Source organism: Corallococcus sp. CA041A (assembly GCF_003612075.1).
Lineage (GTDB): Bacteria > Myxococcota > Myxococcia > Myxococcales > Myxococcaceae > Corallococcus > Corallococcus exiguus.
This window is the reverse complement of the sequence record NZ_RAWF01000020.1, coordinates 38,831-54,903: the sequence shown is the minus strand read 5'-3', so window position 1 is coordinate 54,903 and position 16,073 is coordinate 38,831. Positions and strand designations below refer to the sequence as shown.

The 16,073-nt window shown below is 69.5% G+C and carries 14 protein-coding genes and 1 pseudogene; 8 read left to right on the top strand and 7 right to left on the bottom strand.

The features are described 5' to 3' along the window. Positions 1-106 (bottom strand): annotated as a pseudogene (locus D7V77_RS06325) (IS5/IS1182 family transposase); the annotation flags it as partial. 60 nt (positions 107-166) lie between these two features. Between D7V77_RS06325 and D7V77_RS45660 the strand changes: the two are divergent. From D7V77_RS45660 to D7V77_RS06310, 3 genes are all read left to right on the top strand, one after another. Continuing rightward, on the top strand, positions 167-1,330 hold the full coding sequence (locus D7V77_RS45660) for a sensor histidine kinase (protein WP_120575365.1): 1,164 nt from the start codon (positions 167-169) through the stop codon (positions 1,328-1,330). Next, the gene (locus D7V77_RS06315) at positions 1,327-1,974 is read left to right on the top strand and encodes a response regulator transcription factor (protein WP_120575364.1); all 648 of its coding nucleotides are present in this window, start codon (positions 1,327-1,329) and stop codon (positions 1,972-1,974) included. Before D7V77_RS45660 ends, D7V77_RS06315 begins: the two co-directional genes overlap by 4 nt. Positions 1,975-2,475: 501 nt before the next feature. Next, the gene (locus D7V77_RS06310) at positions 2,476-3,579 is read left to right on the top strand and encodes a hypothetical protein (protein WP_233596724.1); all 1,104 of its coding nucleotides are present in this window, start codon (positions 2,476-2,478) and stop codon (positions 3,577-3,579) included. 55 nt (positions 3,580-3,634) lie between these two features. Here the strand turns inward: D7V77_RS06310 and D7V77_RS06305 are convergent, their stop codons facing one another. Continuing rightward, positions 3,635-4,885: an MFS transporter gene (locus D7V77_RS06305; RefSeq protein WP_120575362.1), complete on the bottom strand. Its 1,251-nt coding sequence runs from the start codon at positions 4,883-4,885 to the stop codon at positions 3,635-3,637. A 103-nt stretch (positions 4,886-4,988) separates the two neighbouring features. On the opposite strand from D7V77_RS06305, the gene D7V77_RS06300 reads away from it, so the two are divergent. Continuing rightward, positions 4,989-5,969: a LysR family transcriptional regulator gene (locus tag D7V77_RS06300; RefSeq protein ID WP_233596723.1), complete on the top strand. Its 981-nt coding sequence runs from the start codon at positions 4,989-4,991 to the stop codon at positions 5,967-5,969. A gap of 8 nt (positions 5,970-5,977) precedes the next feature. Here the strand turns inward: D7V77_RS06300 and D7V77_RS06295 are convergent, their stop codons facing one another. Both D7V77_RS06295 and D7V77_RS06290 read right to left on the bottom strand, forming a co-directional pair. Next, positions 5,978-7,108, bottom strand: coding sequence for a class I SAM-dependent methyltransferase (locus D7V77_RS06295; protein WP_120575361.1), 1,131 nt, complete (start codon positions 7,106-7,108; stop codon positions 5,978-5,980). A gap of 18 nt (positions 7,109-7,126) precedes the next feature. Beyond that, complete coding sequence (locus D7V77_RS06290) at positions 7,127-7,639, bottom strand: endonuclease V (protein WP_233596722.1); 513 nt, start codon at positions 7,637-7,639, stop codon at positions 7,127-7,129. A gap of 110 nt (positions 7,640-7,749) precedes the next feature. Here D7V77_RS06290 and D7V77_RS06285 point away from each other — a divergent pair, with 110 nt between their 5' ends. Beyond that, a complete protein-coding gene (locus tag D7V77_RS06285; protein ID WP_120575359.1) occupies positions 7,750-9,705 on the top strand; it encodes a DUF4185 domain-containing protein in 1,956 nt (651 codons plus the stop codon). 57 nt (positions 9,706-9,762) lie between these two features. Here D7V77_RS06285 and D7V77_RS06280 read toward each other — a convergent pair whose 3' ends face one another. Together D7V77_RS06280 and D7V77_RS06275 are read right to left on the bottom strand one after the other, a co-directional pair. After that, positions 9,763-10,053, bottom strand: coding sequence for a hypothetical protein (locus D7V77_RS06280; RefSeq protein WP_120575358.1), 291 nt, complete (start codon positions 10,051-10,053; stop codon positions 9,763-9,765). A 74-nt stretch (positions 10,054-10,127) separates the two neighbouring features. Further along, positions 10,128-11,393 (bottom strand): amidohydrolase family protein, encoded by a 1,266-nt coding sequence (locus D7V77_RS06275; RefSeq protein WP_147451997.1) that lies wholly within the window; start codon positions 11,391-11,393, stop codon positions 10,128-10,130. A 92-nt stretch (positions 11,394-11,485) separates the two neighbouring features. On the opposite strand from D7V77_RS06275, the gene D7V77_RS06270 reads away from it, so the two are divergent. From D7V77_RS06270 to D7V77_RS06260, 3 genes are all read left to right on the top strand, one after another. Then, a complete protein-coding gene (locus D7V77_RS06270) occupies positions 11,486-12,061 on the top strand; it encodes a hypothetical protein (protein WP_120575356.1) in 576 nt (191 codons plus the stop codon). Positions 12,062-12,162: 101 nt separating this feature from the next. Next, positions 12,163-13,734, top strand: coding sequence for a PKD domain-containing protein (locus D7V77_RS06265; RefSeq protein ID WP_120575355.1), 1,572 nt, complete (start codon positions 12,163-12,165; stop codon positions 13,732-13,734). Between the two features lie 97 nt (positions 13,735-13,831). After that, positions 13,832-15,265 (top strand): glycoside hydrolase family 43 protein, encoded by a 1,434-nt coding sequence (locus tag D7V77_RS06260; RefSeq protein ID WP_120575354.1) that lies wholly within the window; start codon positions 13,832-13,834, stop codon positions 15,263-15,265. A gap of 58 nt (positions 15,266-15,323) precedes the next feature. Here D7V77_RS06260 and D7V77_RS06255 read toward each other — a convergent pair whose 3' ends face one another. Beyond that, positions 15,324-16,046, bottom strand: a complete 723-nt coding sequence (locus D7V77_RS06255) for a TetR/AcrR family transcriptional regulator (protein ID WP_120575353.1) — start codon at positions 16,044-16,046, stop codon at positions 15,324-15,326. Between the last annotated feature and the right edge of the window lie 27 nt (positions 16,047-16,073).

Below are 16,073 nucleotides of genomic sequence, written 5' to 3'. Positions count from 1 at the left end.
GCACTTCGCGGTGGTCCTTGTTCGGTCGGCCCCGCGCGGGTTTCTGGGGCGGCAGCAGTCCTGCCAGCCGCTCCCATTGGGCGTCCGTCAGCTCTCCTCGGCTCATGCCCTCCTAACACCCGGCTCCCCTCGAACTATTTGCGGACACGTCCTAGGGTCCTCCGCCATGCCCGCGCGGTCTGCCGTGACGAAGCCCGCCACCACCCATCGCATGCTGCTCGTCGCCGGGATGCTGACCTGGGCCGTGGTCGGCTTCGCGCACCTCGAGGACCTGGCGCGTGAGCCCGCGCGATGGATGGCTCCGGACACGCTGCTGTGGGGCCTCGCGCTCCTCACCTTCGGTGGGACCTTCTGGTTCCAGACGCGGGTGCAGGGCCGGGGAGAGCTGCCGCTGCTCGTCGCGCAGACGCTCGCGGCGCTCGTCTGTCTCGCCACGGGGGAGAGCGGGCTGGACGGCGCGCTGCTCGCCATCACCGCCGGGCAGGTGCCGGAGATCCTCTCCCAGCGCAGGGCGCTGACATGGGTGGGGCCCCAGGTCCTGGGCATGCTCGTCGTGTTCGCGGTCCAGCACCCGCTGGTCCAGGCCCTGGTGCAGACGCTCCTCTACACCGGCTTCCAGGGCTTCACGTTCGGCACCTCGCTGGTGATGGTCCGGGAGGCCGAGGCCCGCCGCGAGCTGGCCCGGGTCCACGCGGAGCTCCAGGCCACCCAGGTGCTGCTCGCCACGCGTGAGCGCGAGGGCGAGCGGCTGCGCATCGCCCGCGAGCTTCACGACTCCGTGGGGCACCACCTCACCGCGCTCAGCCTCAACCTGGAGGCCGCCGCGTACACCGCGAAGGATACGGCCGCCGCCGAACACCTGCGCCGCGCGCGCGAGACCGCCCGCACGCTCCTGTCCGAGGTGCGGCGCACGGTGACGGAGCTGCGCGAGGCGCCCATGCCGCTCCTGCCTTCGCTGCGCGCGCTCGCGGAGGGAGCCCCTGGACTCTCCGTCCACCTGGACGTCCCCGGCGAGCTGGCTCTGGAGTCCACCGAAGCGGCGCACTCGCTGTTCCGCTGCGTGCAGGAGGTCCTCACCAATACGCTGCGCCACGCCGGGGCCCGCAACCTGTGGATTGTCATTGCGCCCACGGAGGACGGCGGGGTGCGGGTGCATGCGCGGGATGACGGAAGTGGCGCGGCGGGGGTGACGCCCGGCGCGGGGCTCACCGGCATGCGGGAGCGGTTCACCCGGCTGGGCGGGCGCGTGGAGTGGCGCGCGACGACGGGGCAGGGGCTGGAGTTGGAGGCGTGGCTGCCGGCCACGCAGGAGCGTGGGGTGGGGACATGAACACGGTCCGCCTGGTGCTCGCGGATGATCACGCCCTGGTGCGCCAGGGCTTGCGCAGCCTGCTGGATCTCACGCCCGACCTGCGGGTGGTGGGTGAGGCCTCGGACGGCGAGGAGGCGCTGCTCAAGGTCGCGGAGCTGAACCCGGACGTGGTGCTCCTGGACGTACGCATGCCACGCATGACGGGACTGGAGGCCCTGCGTGCGCTGCGCCTCACGGACGCGGACCGGCGCGTGGTGCTGCTCACGACCTTCGACGAGGACGCCGTCCTCATCGAGGCCCTCCGCCTGGGCGTGCAGGGCTTCCTCCTCAAGGACGTGTCCCTGGAGGAGCTGGCGGAGGCCATCCGGCGCGTCGCCTCCGGTCAGACGCTGCTGCCGCCAGGAGTCGCGGAGCGCGTGGCGCGCGGCATGGCGGAGCTGCCTCGCGACTTCCCCCACGCGGACCTGCCAGAGGGGCTCACCCGCCGCGAGGTGGAGGTGCTGCGCCTCATCGCGCGGGGGCTGAGCAACCGGGAGATCGCCGACGCGCTGGGGACCGCGGAGGGGACGGTGAAGAACCAGACCTCCAGCATCCTCTCCAAGCTGGGCGTGAGGGACCGCACCCGCGCCGTGCTCCGCGCCATGGAGCTGGGCTGCCTCTAGGCGCGGAGCGGTGGGCGGGGCACGGCGCCGAGGAGTCGGCCGGCACCACGCAGATGAAGAGATGGCCCACGGCCTCACCGTCGTGGCCTGCCCCTCGTAGGTCTTCTTGTTCGTGCTGTTGGCTGAAAATGAGGCAGCCCGCACCCACCGCCAGCAAGGGGCATGTCTGGACTTTCGAACCGCGTCCGTCGAGAGCGGCCGGTCCTGGACATGGAGTCTGTCCAACCCCAGACATCACGATGTGAGGAGGCAAGCAGCCAGGGCACGTGGAAGTCCGGTCCTGGATGGGCGGCCATTCCCGTGGGGGCATTGGGAGGGTCCGCTTGCGCCCATACCCTTTCAGGCCACATCGACCTGAAGCGAGGACCCCCGATGTCAAACCCCCGCTGCTCGTGCCGCTCTCGTTGGATCCGTCTCCCGGTCTTGGTGCTTTCGCTGCTGCTGTGCAGTGCATGTGAGGCCGTGGGCCGGATCGAGTCCCCTGAAGTGCAGGCGCTTCCCATGGAGCCTGCTTCTGCCCCCGAAGAAGATGCGCTCCCCGCGACGCCCCCCACGCTGCCTCCGACTCCCGCGGGGCTCCGGCCCGTCGCGGTCTGGGAGGGGATGTTCGTGGAGGAGTGGGGCCGCGAGCACATGCAGACCTTCCTGCCCTGGAGCAACTCACGCGACAGCTGGGACTTCTACAACCTCGCCTACGGCCTGGACGCCAACACCGCGATGTACCGGGCCACCGGGAAGCGGGCGTACCTGGACCGGGCCCTGCTCTACGTCAACAACCTGGTGGCCTCCGCCCGCGTCTCCTCGGCGCTTCCCCAAAGCCAGTTCAAGGACGGATACCTGGGCTGGTCCTCGACCCTGACGTCCCCCGCCGGGCAGGAGGTGCCGCTCTATGAGAGCTATTGCTGGCGCTACGTGACGCGCATGCTGCGCATCATCCGCGAGACTCCGGACCTCTACGGCTCCAGCAACTACCGCAGGCAGTACGACCGGCTGCTGGCGTTCACGGAGCGGAACATCTTCGACAAGTGGTTCCTGCGCGGGGCGAACGACTTCGTCTACCGCAACCGCACGCACATGGCCGCGCACTGGGCCTTCATCGCCATGGACCTGTCGCGGATGACCACCGACCCGGAGCGGAAGGCCCGCTACCTGGAGGTCTTCAGCAACATCAACCACGGCATGCCGAACTTCCCGTCCTCGCTGCGCGACAAGATCGCGCCCAACCCCGACCACCCGGCGGCCTGGTTCTGGAACGACAAGTGGGACACCAACGCCCAGCCCGGCCAGGACGTGGCGCACGCGAACAACGTGCTGGCCTTCATCGTCGAGGCCCACGACGCGGGCATGGAGTGGACGGACGCGGACATCCGCAGGTTCGTCGCGACGCTCAACACCGTCATCTGGCCCTCGCCCAAGGTGTATGCGGAGTTCGTGGACGGCACCGGGCCGGGGGATGGCTGGTTCAACGACGGGCTGATGAAGCTGGGCCGTTACGACGTCAACCTCCAGCGCCGGCTGGAGCAGCACCGCGTGGGCCAGAACAGTCAGTTCTTCGCCAACGGCGCGCTCAACGTGCGGATGCTGTCCGAACAGGCTTTGCAGTAGGTGGGGGAGGGGGGCCCCGTCCTCGGACAGAGGACGGGGCGCGGTTTCGGCACCGTCAGCGGACCGTGGGGGCCGCCGGGAACATGCGGACCAGCAGGGCCGCCAGCGCGGAAGCCGTCGCCAGCAGCGTCACGCCCACCCAGCCCCAGTGGGCCAGCACCAGGCTGCCGCTCGCCGCGCCCACGGACATGCCGATGAACACGCCGGCGAACAGCAGGGCGTTGAGGCGGCTGCGTGCGGCGGGCTCGATGCCGAAGACGAGCGTCTGGTGCGCCACGAGCGTCACCTGCGCACCCAGGTCGAAGCCAATCGCGCTGGCGCCAATCAGCCACAGCCGGTGATGGGGCTCGAGCCACGGCGCCGCGAACATCGTGGCGAAGGAGAGGACGGTCAGTCCGGCGCCCAGGCGCGTGACGACCTCCGGCCCGTAGCGATCCGCGATGCGGCCCGCCACCGGAGCGCCCAACGCCCCCGCCGCGCCCGCTAGACCGAAGGCACCCGCGGCCGCGCTCCCCAGGTGGAACGGGGCGCCATGCAGCATCACGGCGAGGGTGGACCAGAACGCGCTGAAGCCAATGGAGATGAGTCCCTGGGCCAGCGCCGCCCGGCGCAGGGCGCCATGCTTGTGCCACAGGCCGGCCAGGGAGCCGAGCAGGGCGCCGTAGGAGAGCGTGTTGGTCGGATGGAAGCGGGGCAGGCCGCGCCAGGCCGCCACGCCGACGAAGGCCACGCTGGCGGCGGCGACCATGAACATAGCGCGCCAGCCGAAGCGCTCGGCCACCACGCCGCTGATGACGCGGGACAGGAGGATGCCGAGCAGCAGGCCCGTCATCACCGTGCCCACCACCTTGCCGCGCTCATGCTCGGAGGCGAGGGTCGCGGCGGCCGGCACGATGTCCTGCGCCACGGTCGCCGTCAGGCCCACGGTGAAGCTGACCACCAGCAGCAGCTGGATGTCCGGAGCCAGTCCGCCCAGCAGCAGGGCCACGCTCAGCAGCGCGGCCTTGATGAGGATGATGCGGCGCCGGTCGAAGCGGTCACCCAGCGGCGTCAGCAGCAGGATGCCCAGCGCGTAGCCCAGCTGCGTGAGCATGGGCACCAGACCCACCGCGGTGTCGGAGGCGCCGAGCGTGGCCCCCATCACCCCCAGCATTGGCTGGCTGTAATAGATCGCCGCCACCGACAGGCCGGCGCTCGCGGCCAGCAGCAGGCGCAGACCGTGCGACAGGGAGTTGCTGGCGGCGGGAGCCGGTGAGGGGAGGGAGCCGTTTCCGGCGGTTCCATGTACGGCGCGAATGAAGGACATGAGGGTCACCTCGGGTGATGCGCGATGAGGTGACAGTGCGCCAGAGCGGGAGGGGACGGTAGACGCCTGCTCCGTACAGCGGTTATACGCGTTGCGTATCACCATGCCCAACCTCTCGAAGCCTGCCCGTCGGCGCGGGTCGCCGCCGAAGATTCCCACGTCCGCCAGCGCCGACCGGCTGGAGCTGATGCAGACGTTCATCCGCATCGTGGACGCCGGGAGCCTGTCCTCCGCCGCCGCGCAGCTGGGCACCACGCAGCCGACGGTGAGCCGCCGGCTCCAGGCGCTGGAGCGTTCACTGGGGCTGCGGCTGCTCCAGCGCTCCACCCACGCGATGAAGCTCACCGAGGATGGGACGCGCTGCTACGAACGGGCGAAGGAGCTGCTGGCCAGCTGGGACATGTTCGAGTCCGACCTGCGCGGCGCGAGCGACGAACCCGAGGGCACCCTGCGCGTCGTGGTGCCTCACGCCTTCGGTCAGGAACTGCTGGTGGACCCGCTGACGGAATACCTGGGCCGCTACCCGCGGGTCTCCGTCGAATGGCTGCTGCATGACCGGGCCGTGGAATTCATCGCGGACGGCATCGATTGCGCGCTCCACGTCGGCGAGGTGAAGGACCCCAGCGTGGTGGCGATCCGCGTGGCGGAGGTGCCTCGCATCGTCGTGGCCGCGCCCTCGGTGCTGACAGGGGGACGCGTACCGGTGCATCCCGACGAGCTCGCGAGGCTGCCCTGGCTGTCCCTGCGCACGTTCTATCGCAACGAAATCTCACTCACCCATGTGGCCACCGGTGAGGTCCAGCCCATCGTCTTCCAGCCACGCGTGAGCACGGACAGCCTCTACGCCATGCGCAGCGCCGCGGTGAAAGGCCTGGGCGTCTGCGTGGGCTCGTCCTGGGTGCTCCGGGAGGACCTCCAGCGCGGCCGGCTCGTGCACCTGGTGCCGCGATGGCAGGCGGCGCCCCTGCCCATGTACCTGCTCTATCCCGCCGCGCGCTTCCATCCGGCGAGGCTGCGCAGGTTCGTGGAGTGGATGCGGGAGAGGATTCCGGCGGCCCTGGCGGTGGCCACTCGCGCGGGATGATGCGGCGTCTATCTGGCGGTGGGCACGAGGCCGTAGAGGGTGGTGACCTCCTGGGAGCGCGCGGCGTGCAGGGGGTCCGCCTTGTCCTTCGCCTTGGAGTGCCGTGCCGGGGTGGACTTCCGCCATGCCACCGTCAGGCCGCAGCGCTCGAACTGCTCCTCGATCCACCCGGCCGGCCGCAGGCCCAGCAGCACCGCCAGGTCCGAGAGGATCAGCAATCCCTCTCCCCCTGGGTTCAGCGCGGAGGGGAGCCCTTCGAGGAAGCGGCGCAGGAACTGGCTGTCCTCGTCGAACACCGCGCGGTCCACCCGGTTCTTGGGAGGCTCGGGAATCCACGGCGGGTTGCAGACGACAAGGTCCGCCTTTCCTTCCGGGAACAGGTCCGCCTCCGTCACCTGGAAGCGCTGCGAGAGGCCAAGCCGCTCCGCGTTCTCCCGTGCGCACGCCACCGCGCGGGAGTCGCAGTCCGTGGCCTGCGCGAACGCCGCTCCGCGCTGCAGCAGCAGGAAGGACAGCACGCCGGTGCCGGTGCCCACGTCGAACACGCGCTTGCCCTTCACGTCCGACACGGCCGCCAGCAGCTCCACGTAGTCCGTGCGTGTGGGCAGGTAGACGCCGTAATGCGGATGGAGCAACCCCTTCAGCCCCGGGACCTCCAGGCCCTTGCGCCGCCACTCCGCGGCCCCGAGCATGCCGAGCAGCTGCTTGAGCGGGACGACGGTGAAGTCCTCCGTGGGCTCGCCCCAGACCTGCCGGCACGCCTCCGCGACGTCCGGCGCGCGCGCGAGGTCCAGGCGGTAGCCTCGGTCCAGCGCGACGACGATGCGCGACAGCGTCGCATGCTCCAGCTGCCGCGCGCGGCGTTCGGCCCGGAATGCCTCCAGCGGTGAGCGGGCCTGCCAGGGCCGTTCGAGCCGCCGGCCCAACGCGCCCAGCAGCTGCTTCGCGTTGTGGAAGTCGCCGGAGTAGCGCAGGAACTCGCCCCGGCGGACGCGCTTGAGCGCTGTGTCGGCGCTGAGGCCGTCGTCCACGGGCGACAGGCGAGTGGGCGCGGGTTCGTCACTCTCCGAATGCCAGGTGAACGCGGCTTCGGGCGGAAACTCGAAAGGCGAGGCGGTGGGGCGGCGGGGGCGATCCATGCCCCTGGGGTAGCACGGTCAGGACTCACGGCACAGCCGGTCCACGAACTTCAGCATCGTCGGCAGGCGCGAACTCCCGTGCATCCGCCGGATGTGCTCCGCGGCGGTCGCGGTCTCCATTCCAATGGCCGTGACGAGCAGGGGCCGCAGGCTCCCTCCCCGCACGATGGGCAGCGCGGGCCCGGTGGTGACATAGGGCGTCTTGGCCACGCCGATGACGGGCACCGTGCGACAGAGCGCCTCGTACAGGCGCGCTCCCAGTCCGGGTACGTTCTCCCCCAGCCACACGTAGCCGTCCACGACGATGGCCTCCAGCGGCTCCTGCACGTCGGCGAGCACCCGCAGCAGGTGCGGCAGCTCGCGGCGGTAGAACTGACCGGGCTCGTAGGGGGCCGCGATGGGGCCCCGGTCCACCAGGTGCCCGGCCTCCTTCGCGTCCGTCCACCCGCGGAAGAGGACGCACGCGGCCACGGTGACGTCGGGGCGGTAGTCCACGTCCACGCAGGCGAGCATCCGGTTCTCCTTGGGCACCCCCAAGCTACAGCTGATCCACCGGACACTGGAGTCCTCAAATCAAGGTTGGGTATTTCTTGATTTGGAGCTTTTGCTGTTAGTGCAAATTCCTTGCCGGAGGGGTCCAGATGATGAGGCGTGCGGTGGTGTTTCAGGCGGTGTGTCTGTTGGGAGGCGCGGGGACGGCCGGGGCGGTGACGCCCACGAACGTGACGAAGGTGGCGCGGGTGACGGGCGCCACGCCAGCGGGTGAGACGTTGCCCAACCCGAACCAGACGCACACGAACTACGAGGTGTATGGCACGGACCTGGGCATCGTCTGGGACAAGGGCGGCGGTGAGGTGTTCGTCCTGTTCGGGGACACCTTCGGCGCGGGCTGGTGCGGCAACGGCGGGTGTGGCGGCGGCTGGCGCAGCAACGTGCTGGCGCGCTCGGCGGACACCACGCTGTCCAACGGCCTGTCCTTCACCACGATGATCCAGGACCGCACCCGCCACGCGAAGGAGGTGCTGGCGTCCCGGAAGGTGGACAACGACGAGATGACCGTCATCCCCACCGCGGGCGTCAGCGTGGGGACGCGCCACTTCATCCACTACATGTCCGTGAAGCACTGGGGTGACCCGGGGCAGTGGACCACCAGTTACTCGGGCATCGCGTACTCGGATGACAACGGACAGAACTGGGTGAAGCACCCGTCGGCGCGCTGGGTGAACAACGCGTCCTTCACGAACCCCTTCCAGATGGGCGCCTTCGTGAAGAACGGCGGCTTCGTCTACCTGTACGCCACGCCCAACGGACGCTTTGGCAACGTGCACCTGGCTCGCGTGCCGGAGGGCGCGCTGCTGGACATCAACGCGTATCGGTATTGGGACGGGAACGGCTGGTCCGCGTCCCAGGCGGCGGCGCGCCCGGTGGTCATCGGCATCGCGGGGGAGTTGTCCGTCGCCTACAACGCCGCGCTGGGCCGCTTCCTGATGACGTATCTCAACGAGCACCGGCAGGCCGTGGTGATGCGCGACGCGGGCACACCCACCGGGCCGTGGAGCGGGGAGAAGCTGCTGGCCACCGGCGCCGCCTTCCCCGGTGTCTACAACGGCTTCATCCACCCGTGGGGCAACAGCGCCAGCGAGCTGTACTTCATCACCTCGCAGTGGACGCCCTACAACACGTTCCTGCTGCGCGCGACGCTCACGGCCGACGCGGAAGGCAACAACCTGCTGTCCGAGCCGGGCTTCGAGACGCAGGCCGCGACGCCGACGATGGCGCCCTGGTACCTGGCTGGCGCGGGTGGCATCGACCGGGCGATGGGCAACGCGCGCTCCGGCCAGGACAACGGCTACGTGCGCGCGTCCAGCGGCTGGAACGCGCTCAAGCAGAGCGTCGTGGTGCAGCCGTACACGGACTACACCCTCAAGGGCTGGCTGCGCTCCTCGTCCAACACCACCCGGGGCTACTTCGGTGCTCGCGCCGCGGGCAATGGCCCCGTCCTGGGGGAGACGCAGTACGGCTCGCTGCCGTCGTGGGCGGAGCGCACCGTCACGTTCAACTCCGGCGCGAACACCGTCGTGGAGGTGTACAGCGGCGTGTGGGCGGACGCGGGCGACACCTGGGCGCAGCTGGACGACGTGAGCCTTACGCGGGGCGCGAACCTGGTGGCTCAGGGTGGCTTCGAACAGCAGTTGTCCACCACCGCGACCTCGCCCTGGTACGTGCAGGGCAATGGCGGCGTCGACCGGGGATTGGGCTTCGCGCGCACCGGCGCCAACAACGGCTTCGTGCGCAACAACACCGGCTGGAACGCCCTCAAGCAGGAGGTCGCGGTGACGCCCAACACCGTCTACACGCTGACCGGTTGGGTGAAGACGTCCTCCAACCAGAATGACGGCTACTTCGGCGCGCGCATGCTCAACGGCGGTCCCGTCCTCAACGAGGTGCACCTGACGCAGCCGTTGGGCGGCTACACGCTCCAGTCCGTCACCTTCAACTCCGGCGCCAACCACAGCGTGGAGGTGTACGCCGGAACCTGGGCGAACGCGGGCGACACCTGGCTGCAGGTGGACGACGTGGCCGTGGTCCGCGACTGAAGCCTCGGGATGCAGGGCACCTCCGTGCCCTGCATCAGCTGGCGCGCTTCCGGACGCTCAACCCTCGGCGGTCTGGGGCTGCTCGCCGTCCAGGCGCTCGTCGCGACACACCTGGGGGGCTTCTTCGGTGGACATCACCGAGGTCGTGGGCTCGGAGTTCACGCCGACCGTTTCGACGCAGCGGTAGTTCGCCGCACCGCAGTTCGTGTCCTCGCCGTTGACGCTGCAGGCGGTCTCGCAGAGCGGGAACCTCTGCGCGCAGACGATGCTGCACGGGGTCTCCGCGGCGAGGGCCGTCGCGGAGGTGAGCAGGAGGAGGGCAGCGGCGAACGGGGCGGGGATGCGCATGCGGAGCTCCGGGGGAGAAGGGGGAGTGTGGATGCTCGCCCCGGACATGCCGCGTGGGGAATCGTGGCAATCCGCTACTCGGCGGAAGCGCGGACGAAGAGCGCCTTGCCCGTTCGAATCGTGCACTTCACGTCCGCGAACCGCCGGACATCCGTGGAGGGATCTCCGTTGAGCACCACGAGGTCGGCGTCGAAGCCCGGCTTGACGCGGCCCCTGCGCTCGGTGGCGCTCCAGCGCGCAGCGGGGGCGGAGGTCAACGATGCGAGGATCTGCATCGGGGTCAGCCCCGCGTGGGCCATGAGGACGTACTCCTGCGTCGGATCCAGGTCCGTCATGTAACCGACGTCGGTGCCGAACAGGACCTGGCCACCCGCGCTGGAGAACGCCGCGAGCTGCCGTTCGGCACCCCCCACGAGGCGGTCGCGCACGTCCGTGGGCACGTCCGCCTTGGCGAGCTCGTACCCCCAGAGCTGCAATGTCGGCACCAGGGAGACGTGGCGCGCGACCATCTGGCCGACGAGTTCCTCGCTCCACCCGGTCTTCGGTGAATCGATGGTCGTATGCACGACGACGTCGACGCCAGCCTGCACGGCCGCGCTCACGCCTTCGGGGTCGGTGGGATGCACCATGACCAGACCCCCTCGCTGGTGGGTTTCATCCGCCGCGGCGCGAGCGACGTCCTCCGCCATGCGCCGGATCTCCCCCCCTCCCTGGGGCGTGGCGACGAACAGCTTGGTCCCCTTCGCGCCGCCCTCGGCATTCGTGCGGACGACGGCGCGGGCCTCCTCCGCCGACGCGGGTTGCGGAAGCTGCGCCAGCAGCTCGGGCGGCAGGTCCCGCAGGTAGAAGGGAATGCCGTTCCGCGGATACAGCGGGGACCCAACGGTGAGGATCGCCGGCCCCTGCAGCTCGCCTCGCTCGATGCGCTGGCGAAGGGCCTCGGTGTTCGTGGGGTCGGAGCCGGTGTCGACGACCGTCGTGAAGCCAAAGCGCGTGGTCATCCCGCTGAGCGGTGGCTGAAGCTCGTCGCGCGGACGGCTGACGGCTCCGGCGAACGCGGCATCCGTGAAGTGGACGTGGCTGTTCTGGAACCCCGCGGTGATCACCCCACCGCTGCATGCATCCTCGAGCCGCACTCCGGGAGGCGGAGCAACCGGCGCGGAACCCATGGCTTCGATTTTCCCGCCGCTCACGACCACCCAGGCGTTGTCCAACGGGGGCGCGTCCGGAGCGACATAGAGCCGCGTGCCCGTGAGGAGATAGCGATCCGTGGGAGCCGGACGCTGGCTGGACGCGCAGCCCGCGGTGGCCAGGGAGAGAATCAGAGTGACCCGTTTCATGTTGTTCACCTCGCTGATCCGAACCGTGCTCCCAAGCGCGGAGCCCGTCAAACGGTCGATGGACTGGACCCGCGCCTGATATGACTTCAGCCATGTCCTTGAAGCACGCCGCGCCCCTCGTCGCGCTCCTGCTGTCCGTGCCTGGCGACGCACCCCGGGCGGCGGCTCCGGTGCCCTCCAGCTGCGCCCAGGCACCCCTGTTCCAGCGCTACGCGCGCAACGGCATGGTGGAGTCCCTGCCTGGAAACAAGGTGCGCCTGACGGCGGTGGCGGACGTCCACAGCGCGGACTGCGGCACCCCCGACTGCTACTTCACGAAGGTGCGGGCGGTGTTCCACTTCGCGGAAGGCAAGGGCTGCCGCGTGCGCGAGGTGGAGGTCTCCACGGAGGATGGCGGCTGCATCCCGGAGGGTGACCGCGCTCCGTCGAAGCGGGAGGCCTTCTTCCCGAAGGGACCCGCGGACGTGGCCGACCCGGCGTTGGCGCAACTCACCCTGCGCACGCGCAAGGCGGACCGCGCGCTCGTCCTCCTCCCGAAGAACCTCTTCTACTTCGAGGATGTGAAGGCGGGCGCTCCGCTCCACACGACGCTGCCCACCGGCGAGGAGGGCGAGGCCGCCTGCTGCTGGGGTGCCTCCATCGCGGAGTCGCACTTCCGCGCCGAGTGATGCTTTCAGTATATTCCAGTTTGTCTGAATAGAATTGACTTGCTGGTTTGCGTGCTCGCAATGTCTCCCCGTCGCCAATGATGGCGACGGGGGAGCACACCATGCCGAAGTCGAAGCAACTCGCGTCCTGCCTTGCCCTCGCGCTGGCCACGGTCTCGCCAGTGGCCCTTGCCGACTCCGCGATCTACGGCGGCGGCCCGTTCTATTCCGGCGGCACCGCGGTGATGAACGACCTGCGCGGCTCGGGCTTCACCACCGTGATCCTCTGGAGCTTCCACATCGAGGACAACGGCGACCTCGTCTACAACGACATCCCGGTCGTCCGGAACGGCGCCTATATCGGCGACCCGGCCTGGCCCACGCGGCTGGCCACGCTCAAGACGGCGCCGACCTCGGTCAATCGCATCGAGGTGTCCATTGGCGCCTGGAGCGTCCCCGACTTCGAGCGCATGGCCCGGCTGGTCAACGGCACCGCCGCCGGCTGCGGCAGCACGCTCGTCTGCGGCACCGGCACCAACAGCATCCTGTACCGCAACTTCCAGGCGCTGAAGGCCGCCACCGGCGCCAACGCGGTCAACTTCGACGACGAGAGCGCCTACGACCTCGCTCCCACCACGCAGTTCGGGCAGATGCTCATTGGCCAGGGCTTCAAGATCACCTTCGCGCCCTACACCCAGCAGACCTTCTGGCGGAACCTCAAGGACAACCTCGGCGCCGCGGTCGACGGCATCTACCTGCAGGTCTACGACGGCGGCGCTGGCAACAACCCCGCGAGCTGGAACACCGCGATGGGCATGACCGTCGACCCGGGCCTGTGGTCTCGCCACGGCACCAACTGCGCCAGCGGCGACAGTCCGGCCTCGGTGCAGAGCCGGATGAGCACCTGGAAGAGCAGCGCCGGCATCAACGGCGGCTTCATGTGGCTGTATGACGACATCCAGAAGTGCGTGGCGCAGGGCACGAGCGCGCAGTACGCGGCGGCCATCAACTCGGCGGTCAGCGGCAACACCCCTCCCGTGGCCAACTTCGGCGTCACCGTGAGCGGACTCACCGCGACCTTCAGTGACGCCTCCAGCGACAGCGACGGCACCATCACCTCACGCAACTGGAGCTTTGGCGACGGCAGCGGCTCGACCGCGACGAATCCCAGCCGTGTCTATGCCAGCGCTGGCAATTACAACGTCAGCCTGACCGTGACGGACAACGGCGGCGCCAGCAATACCAAGACCCAGGCCGTCTCGGTCGGCTCGGGCTACGCCAACCTGGCGCTCAACAAACCGGCGACCGGCTCCACCGCCTGTAACAGCAGCGAAACGCCCGCCAAGGCGGTCAACGGGAGCGTCTCCGGTGGCACCACCGACAAGTTCTGCTCGTTGGTGTCGGGCGCCTGGATGCAGGTGGATCTCGGCTCGGCGCAGACGGTCAGCAGCTTCACGGTCCAGCATGCCGGCGCGGGCGGCGAAGCGAGCACCTGGAACACCCGGGCCTTCACCCTCCAGACCTCCACCAACGGCACCAGCTGGAGCACTCCGGTGACGGTGACCAACAACACCGCCAACACCTCCACCCACGCCATCAGCGCCACGTCCGCGCGCTACGTCCGGCTCAACATCACCACCCCCAGCCAGAACGGCGATCCGGCGACGCGCATCTACGAACTCGAGGTTCGCTGACCGACCCTTCCCATGCCCGGGACGGGACGGAATCTCGACAACTTGTAAAAGCTGATAAATAGGACTTCCGAGTCTTCGCAAACTCGGAGGTCCATCGATGAAGAACCCCTCGTTGTTTTCCGCCGTCGTCCTCGCCGCGCTCGCGGCGGGTTGTGGTGAAGAGCGTTCCGACGCCCCCCTCGTGGACGAGGCCCCGGTGGGCACGTCCAGCGGGGCGCTCGCGTGCACCACGCGCATCACCTACGGGGACCGGTGGATCCACCCCGGGCACCCGGAGCAGCACGACACCGCGAGCGGTCTGGTGACCTGGGACGGCAGCTGCGTCAACGAGGGCAGCAACTCCTACGCCGTGTTGTCGAACGGCTGGAAGCCGTACTTCACCGGGCCCAACGCCTGTGTGCTGGCGCTCGACACGGACTGTTCCGGCGCCACGACCTGCGCGACGCGCGTCACCTACGGTCCGGCGTGGTTGCACCCCGCGGGACACCCGGCCCAGTACGACGACGTGGGCGGCCGCGTGACGTGGGACCGGGGCTGCACCAATGCCTCTCCCAACTCGTACACGATGCTGTCGAACGACTGGTCGCCGTACTTCAGCGGTACCAACGCGTGCGGCATCTCGCTGCGCTACACGGGCTGTGGAGGGCTCTACCAGAACCCCGTGGTGCCCGTGGACTGCGCGGACCCGGGCGTCATCCATGACGGCACGCAGTACGTCGCGGCCTGCACGTCCGGGGGCGCGGCCAATGCGTTCCCGCTGCGTACGTCCAAGGACCTGGTCACCTGGACGGCCGCGGGCAACATCTTCCCCTCCGCGCGCCGGCCGACGTGGGCCACGGGAGACTACTGGGCGCCGGAGCTCCACAAGGTGGGCACGCGGTACATCGCGTACTTCACCGCGCGCCACCAGGACGGGAAGCTGTCCATCGGCGCCGCGACGGCCACCAGCGCGCTGGGGCCCTTCACGGACCTGGGCCATCCCCTGGTGCATGACGCGGGCATGGGGATGATTGACGCCACGTTCTTCTACGACACCGCGGGCGTGCCGTACCTGGTGTGGAAGGCGGATGGGAACGCGGTGGGGCAGCCCACGCCCATCTATGGCCAGACGCTGTCGGCGGATGGGCTGTCGCTCACCGGCACGCGCCGCACGCTGATGAGCAACACGCTTGGCTGGGAGGGCGGCGTCGTCGAGGCGCCGTGGGTCGTCGCGCGGGGCGGTTACTACTACCTCTTCTACAGCGGCAACTCGTACGCCAACAGCACCTACGCCGTGGGCGTGGCCCGGGCCACGAGTCCGCTGGGGCCCTACACGAAGCTGGGCAATCCCATTCTCAAGACGGGCGGCGGTTGGGTGGGGCCCGGCCACAACTCGGTGGTCACCGGACCCGGTGGGGACACGGTCATGGTCTACCACGCGTGGAACAGCGCCCACACGGCCCGGGTGATGCTCGTGGATGCCATCACGTGGCCCAACGGCTGGCCCGCGGTTCCGGAAGCTCCGTCCTCCGGTTCGCGGCCCATGCCGTAGCGAATCCTTCCAGGTGGGGGATCGGCGGCTTCCGGCCCCTACCTGACGGCGCGACCTATCACCCAGCGTCCGTGATGCGCGCCAGCAGTTCGCTCAACAGCGCGCTTTCGCCTGGGGTCAGGACGGTGAGCCGGTCCAGGGAGGCTCGCAGCGTGGTGGCCGCTGAACGGACCTCCGTATTCGCCGGAGGCGCCGTCTCGCTGGAGATGGCGGCCATGACCGTCTCTCTCGCGGCCTCGGACAGGCCGAGGTCGCGTTGCCCTTCGGGCTGGCGCAGGAGCGTGAGCACGGCGCCGTTGCACATGGACGACACGAGGCCGAGCGCCCGCTCTTCACTGACCCGCAGGCGGCCCGCGAGCGCGATGTTCCGGATGCGGCGCCGCAGGACGTCGTTGCCGGTGCTGACCACGGAGGATTGCGGTGCTGGCTCCAGGTCGCTGCACATGAGCGCGAACAGCCCTGGATGGCTGAGTCCGAACGCGACGTGCATGTCCCAGCCCATCCGCAGGTCCTGAAGCGGATCCGGGTGCGGCTTGCGCGCGGCCTTCTTCGCCACGTAGCTCGTCAGCTCGTGCTCGACGACGGCCGACAGGAGGCCGTGCTTGTCGCCGAAGAGCCGGTAGAGCGTGGGTGCCTGCACGCCCGCCGCGGCGGCGACGGCACGTGTGGTCGCTGCGTCGGGTCCTCCAGACGCGATGAGCTCCGCGGCGGCCGCCAGGATGCGCGCACGCGTGTCGGGGCCCTCGGCGTCTTCGGTGGTGACCTTCTCCCGGTCCTTCATGCGCCTCACTTAACACGCGGCTTCCGT